General features: G+C 38.3%; 2 protein-coding genes and 2 pseudogenes. 2 read left to right on the top strand and 2 right to left on the bottom strand.

From position 1 onward, the window contains the following. Window positions 1-60 precede the first annotated feature (60 nt). Both QZ359_RS07060 and QZ359_RS07055 read right to left on the bottom strand, forming a co-directional pair. A complete protein-coding gene (locus QZ359_RS07060) occupies window positions 61-2,028 on the bottom strand; it encodes a peptide ABC transporter substrate-binding protein (RefSeq protein ID WP_000837408.1) in 1,968 nt (655 codons plus the stop codon). A gap of 22 nt (window positions 2,029-2,050) precedes the next feature. Then, complete coding sequence (locus QZ359_RS07055) at window positions 2,051-3,073, bottom strand: branched-chain amino acid aminotransferase (RefSeq protein WP_000218997.1); 1,023 nt, start codon at window positions 3,071-3,073, stop codon at window positions 2,051-2,053. Between the two features lie 308 nt (window positions 3,074-3,381). Here QZ359_RS07055 and QZ359_RS07050 point away from each other — a divergent pair. Both QZ359_RS07050 and QZ359_RS07045 read left to right on the top strand, forming a co-directional pair. Beyond that, a pseudogene (locus QZ359_RS07050) lies at window positions 3,382-3,630 on the top strand (IS630 transposase-related protein); the annotation flags it as partial. Window positions 3,631-3,832: 202 nt separating this feature from the next. After that, a pseudogene (locus QZ359_RS07045) lies at window positions 3,833-3,962 on the top strand (hypothetical protein); the annotation flags it as partial.

Here is a 3,962-nt window from a genome sequence, read left to right as displayed (position 1 = left end):
GTCAGATGTGTATAAGAGACAGCTCTATATCATTCCAAGTCTGATATAGAGTTTTCTGCTTTATTTAATGTGTTTTTCTAGTTCTTTTTGGTACTTACCGTTTGATTCCAATTTTTCTTTTTGCCATTTTTTCAGTGCTTCTTCATATTCTTTTGTTGTAACAATATCTTTTTGCAATTTCATCCCTTTAAAGATATATGGGTCACCCTTAATACCAACTTGTGAGTATGGTTTTGAGAATGGCACGACATTACTTACAACTGGAGAACCACCAGATGAGGCTGTCGGCATCAATAATGAACTATCCGTCAACCAAGCTTGAGCCTTGGCATATTTTTCATAGCGTTCTTCAAGATTTGTAGTCTCTGAATCTGCATCATCCAATAATTTCTTATATTGGTCCAAACCAAGTTTCGCTACAACATCCTTATCTTTTCCTTTAGTAATACCAAGGTGTTTCATAGCAGAACCTGATTTAGGATCCATGATATTCAAGTAAGATGCTGGGTCTTGATAGCTTGGAGCCCATCCTGTACTGTTCAAATCATAGTCTTTTTGAGAAGGAACACGCGCTTGAGAAGTGATTGTTTCCTTTTCATTATCTGTCATTTGAAGAACATCAATGACAACATTTTCTGCACCAAGAGTTGATTCGATAGACTGTTTGAAAGAATTACTTTGTTGAACGGCGATGGTATCTGTTTGTTCAACTGGGACATCCAAATGAATTGGGAAAGTTACCCCTTTAGATTCCAAGTCTTTCTTAGCTTTTTCGAACGCAGCTTTAGCCTTGTCAGGATTGTAGATAGAATCCTTACCGTCAACTAGCTCAACACCTTTCCATTGGTCACCATAGTTCACCAACTCAGCTTGGGCGATTTGACCAAAGTTTTTACCCCCTGCTTGTACAAAGTTGTCAGGAACAAGGCTGTTACGAATAATCTTGTCCGCACCGTCTTCACCATTTAGCTGGGCAGCATAAGAATGACGGTTGAAGGCAAAGTTGATAGCCTGACGGAAGTCCTTATTAAGCATAGCTTCTTTAGTAGAAGTCTTTTGCTCTTCACTTGTTTTCGCAGTTTTATTATATGACTGACGATTTACGTTAAAGGTGAAGTAATAGCTACTTGAGTCCTGTGGGCTATAAGTGATTTTATCTCCGTATTGTTCCAAAGTAGAAGCAAAGTTTGAGCTACTTGGGAAGAGACGGGCTGTCGTATAAGCACCAGAAGAGAAGCTACGAATCAAGGATTCCTGATCAGAACCATCGTAGTAGGTCAATTTGATCTTCTCGATTTTTACCTTTTCTTTATCCCAGTAGTTTGGATTTTTCTCGTATTCGATTAACGATTTAGAAGTCAAGGTCTTCAAGATATAAGGACCATTGTAAAGAATCCCTGCTGGAGTAACTGCTCCATAATCTTTACCTGATGCCTTCAAAAACTCTTCATTTACAGGCAACATCGTCGCTGTTGTAACTTTAGAGTTCCAGAAACTTTCTGGTTTGTTTAGGGTATATTCGACTGTATAATCGTCCAAGGCCTTAACACCAACTGTAGAGAAATCGTTCGTCTCACCAGTCATGTAGGCATCCAAACCCTTGATTGAATTTTGGATGAGAGAGACACCGTCTGACTTACCGTCAGCTACATGTTTCAATCCTGTTACAAAGTCATGGGCTGTTACTTCTGCATATTCTTCACCTTCAGAAGTGTACCATTTAACTCCTTTACGAAGTTTGTAGGTATAAGTCAAACCATCTTTTGACACAGACCAATCCTCAGCCAAGGAAGGAATAACATTTCCGTACTGGTCGTTTTCCATCAAGCCATCAACCACGTTCCCGATGACATCTGTTGTAGATGTACGAGTCGCTATACTATAGTCCAAAGATGCTGGATCTACTGCATAGACATATGAGAACGTTGTCGGTGCATCTGCTTCTTTATCAGCTTTTCCACAAGCCACTAAAAGAGCTGTTGTGCTCAGGACCACTCCTGCTGTTAAGAGCCACTTTTTCGATTTCATCAAAAATCTCCTTTTGTTTATTTTAATCTACTTTTACAATCCAACCTTCTGGCGCTTCAATATCACCAAACTGAATACCTGTCAATTCATCATAGAGTTTACGAGTCACAGGACCTACTTCTGTTTCACTATAGAATACATGGAAATCATCACCGTGCTGAATTCCACCAATTGGTGAAATAACTGCTGCTGTACCACAGGCACCTGCCTCTACAAAACGGTCAAGGTTATCAATTGGGACATCTCCCTCAATAGGAGTCAAGCCCAAGCGGTGTTCTGCCAAATAAAGCAAAGAATACTTAGTAATAGATGGCAAGATAGATGGGCTCAATGGTGTTACAAACTCATTGTCAGCTGTAATTCCAAAGAAGTTAGCTGAGCCGACTTCTTCAATCTTTGTATGAGTTGATGGGTCTAGGTAGATAACATCTGAGAAATGACGTGACTTGGCCAATTTCCCTGGCAAGAGACTGGCAGCATAGTTCCCACCAACCTTAGCCGCACCTGTACCATTTGGAGCCGCACGGTCGTATTCATCCTGAATCAAGAAGTTGGTTGGAACCAATCCACCCTTAAAGTAATTTCCAACTGGCATAGCAAAAATTGTGAAAATGTATTCCTCTGCTGGTTTAACCCCGATAATATCTCCGACACCAATCAAAAGAGGGCGAAGATATAAGGTTCCACCTGTTCCATATGGAGGTACATATTCTTCATTCGCACGAACAACTGCCTTACAAGCGTCTACAAACATTTCTGTTGGAACTTGTGGCATCAAGAGACGGTCACATGTCCGTTGCAGGCGTTTAGCATTTTCATCAGGACGGAACAGTTGAACACTACCATCCTTAGTACGATAAGCTTTCAAACCTTCAAATGCTTGTTGACCATAGTGAAGACTTGGAGAAGACTCTGAAATATGCAAGTTTGCATCCTCTGTAAGCTCTCCTTGATCCCATTGTCCATTTTTAAAATGAGCAATATAGCGATAAGGTAATTTCATATAGGAAAAACCGAGATTTTCCCAATCAATCGTTACTGTCATATTCCACTCCTTATTCTAAAAACCTATTTCTTTTATTCTACACTATTTTTCTAAAATAGCAAGTATATTTTGTAATTTTCAGAAAATTTCTTCAATAAAAAGAATCTAAGGTATCTGTCGTAATGAATCCTATATGGAGATTGCATAAAAGACTCAAATTATTCTTCTATCTCGTTTAGTAAAATCTATTCAATAACTGAACTTATTTTTGACATACATAGAGCCCGTACATTAATATTAGTAACCTGTTTCGACAGAAATATGACAAAATGAACTAAAGATAGTACACAATGTGGTGCAGTCATCTTATGCCATATTCAATAGATTTACGTAAAAAAAGTTCTCGCCTATTGTAAGCGAATAGGTAGTATAACAGAAACATCACACGTTTTCCAAATCTCACGTAATATCATTATCTAAAAGAGAAAATAGGTGATCTAAACCATCAAGTAAAAGGAACAAAACCAAGAAAAGTTGATAGAGATAGACTTAAAAACTATCTTACTGACAATCCAGACGCTTATTTGACTGAAATAGCTTCTGAATTTGGCTGTCATCAACTATAGCGTATTGAATCTAGAATAGCACATTACGGTTGCTAAAACATTTCTAGAAAAAATTGACTTTCTCAATCACTTCGTTCACATCTTATTTCAATCTACTATACTATCCACTATGCTCTCAAAGCTATGGGTTACATTCGAAAAAAAGAATCACACCTACTATGAATAAGCCCCAGAAAAAGTAGCTCTATTTCTTATTCCTCCCCACTCACCTGAGTACAATCTTATTGAGAAAACCTGGGCTCATATTAAAAAGCACCTCAAAAGAGTTTGGGACAAAAGTCTAACCTTAAATATAAAAAGCGAACAAAACGAGTTATCTGACA

It is taken from the genome of Streptococcus sp., assembly GCF_019414905.1.
Classification (GTDB): domain Bacteria; phylum Bacillota; class Bacilli; order Lactobacillales; family Streptococcaceae; genus Streptococcus.
The sequence above is the reverse complement of the archived record's forward strand: the minus strand, read 5'-3'. Positions and strand labels throughout refer to the sequence as shown.

Excerpts from the sequence above, each read along its gene's own strand:
- QZ359_RS07060 (WP_000837408.1), bottom strand. The coding sequence starts at position 2,028 with ATGAAATCGAAAAAGTGGCTCTTAACAGCAGGAGTGGTCCTGAGCACA.
- QZ359_RS07055 (WP_000218997.1), bottom strand. The coding sequence starts at position 3,073 with ATGACAGTAACGATTGATTGGGAAAATCTCGGTTTTTCCTATATGAAA.